Below are 2021 nucleotides of genomic sequence, written 5' to 3'. Positions count from 1 at the left end.
CGCGCTTCCTGTGCCACCGCGGCTTCAGCTATAAAAAAAGCCCTGATGGCGGCGGAGTGCGCACGCGCCGACGTGCGGGATGAGCGCCGCGTCTGGACTAGTCAGCGTCAGGTCCGCATGCGCCAAGAGCCGCACCGGCTGGTGTTTCTCGACGAGACTTACGTCAACACCAAGATGACCCGCCTGCGCGGGCGCTCGCGCAAAGGCCAGCGGCTGCGCATGAAAGCTCCCTTTGGACACTGGAAAACCCATACCTTTGTGGCCGGGCTGCGGTGCCACGAGTTGAGCGCCCCGTGGGTGATTGATGGTCCGATCACCCGGTTGTCGTTCGAGGCTTACATCGAGACACAGCTCGCGCCGACGCTGCGCAAGGGCGATGTCGTGATCCTCGACAACCTGGCGGTCCACAAGAGCGAAAGGGCCGCCCAGTGTCTGAAACAGCGAGGGGCCTGGTTCCTGTTCCTGCCTGCTTATTCGCCCGATCTTAATCCAATTGAACAGGCCTTCGCCAAGATCAAAGCCCACCTGCGCAAGGCCGAGGCCCGAACGTTCGACGCGCTCTGGCGAGCGCTCGGTGACATCTGCGATTTGTTTGAGCCACATGAGTGTTGGAACTTCCTCAGGGCCACCGGATATGCGTCTGTTTAACCGTCCGATGCTCTAGTGGCCCCTGATCTTGCAGCAACCGGCCACGAGAGCCGCGCGATGATCGAACGATGGGGCTCACGGCACGCAGTACGCACCGCGCTGGGCTTTGCGGCCTGTCTTGCCGGCTCTGTCACATCAGCGAGCTTTGCTTGTCTCTACTGTCCCTCGCGCGCATACCGGATTGTGCACTTTCAATGGCTGAGGCCGCCAGGGCTCATCGCCAACGTGGCCTTTCCTTGCTTGGAGTGACAACGCCCGTTTAGGCGTTCGTTGTTCCCGGCTCCAACCGGCTTTGGATCGCTACGACGACTGCCGAAGACAGCTTTTACGTGCTCAATGTGTCAACGCCTTTTCGGGCATCATTGAGGAATGATGCGAGGAAATCAGCCACGTGCCGTTCTTGTACTCGTAGGTATAGGTGTAGCGGGCCGGAACCTGCGAGCCGTCCTTGAACGTGAAGGTGTAGGTGCCCGCGTCCACTGCTGAGTTGCAGCCGATCTGGATGACGCGGCTGTCGATTGTGCCGCGCGGGTGGTTCGCCAAGAAGTGCTCGAAATAGTCGATGCGCTCGGCCTGGGTCAGGCGCGGTTTGTTCGACAGCGTCGGGAGCAGGATGGCGTCGGTGGCGTAGTTCTTCGCCACTTCCGTGGCCTTCAGCGTGGCGAGGGAGGCGTTCCAACGGTCAAAGAGCTTGGCGATGTCGGCCTCACTGATTGCAGCGCAGGTTTGGGAGGAGGCCGCCGCGGCGGGCTGAGCCTGAACGACAGCAAAGGCAAGGGTAGCGGCAATCACAAAACGCATGATGGGGTCCTTCTGACGGTCCCGCCGGGCACTCCCCGGGGCCGACCGCGATGAACTTCTTAGTCTCGCGACCGTGGCCGAGCCCCTGTCAGATCTGACAGTTTGACGGGCTGTTATGATCCTGCGCTTTGCCTAACCCGGTTATCGAGGATCAAGGCACGATCTATGCGGCGGCCTCCTCGGCCGGGACAGTATCCGTGTACCAGTTGAGCAGCGTTAAGTTCAGATCACCCTGAACGATTCCGCTGCCGGTCCCTATTGCCGGAACAGGAGGGTACAGCGTGAGTCTACTCCCGTCCCGTTGCCGGGACTTGGCTAGGGGGCTGTCGCAAACTCGAAGTAGAGGCATTTTTCAGCGCCATTTTGCGGCGCGGCCAAGACGCTAGGTCATCGATTTTGTAGCAGCCGGTCAGCGCGACCCTACAAGTATAGGCAAGTAAAAAGCGAGTTTGCGACATGTGTGGACGCCCGCTAGAGCGCAAGAAGAATCTTCAGGTTTGATGCAGCGCGTGGTCAGGGTCTGACATGTGTGCGGCCTCTGATGCGGCCGTTCACATGCCGCGGGCCCGGAT

Annotated in this window: 1 protein-coding gene and 1 pseudogene; one reads left to right on the top strand and one right to left on the bottom strand. The window is 60.6% G+C overall.

From position 1 onward, the window contains the following. Positions 1-648 (top strand): annotated as a pseudogene (locus ACS5Q1_RS28110) (IS630 family transposase); the annotation flags it as partial. Positions 649-981: 333 nt separating this feature from the next. On the opposite strand, the gene ACS5Q1_RS28105 reads toward ACS5Q1_RS28110, so the two are convergent. Further along, positions 982-1449, bottom strand: coding sequence for an SgcJ/EcaC family oxidoreductase (locus tag ACS5Q1_RS28105; protein ID WP_473101275.1), 468 nt, complete (start codon positions 1447-1449; stop codon positions 982-984). Positions 1450-2021: the final 572 nt, after the last annotated feature.

The sequence above is a fragment of the Microvirga sp. GN3 genome (assembly GCF_055792825.1).
This window is presented reverse-complemented; position numbering and strand designations above follow the sequence as displayed.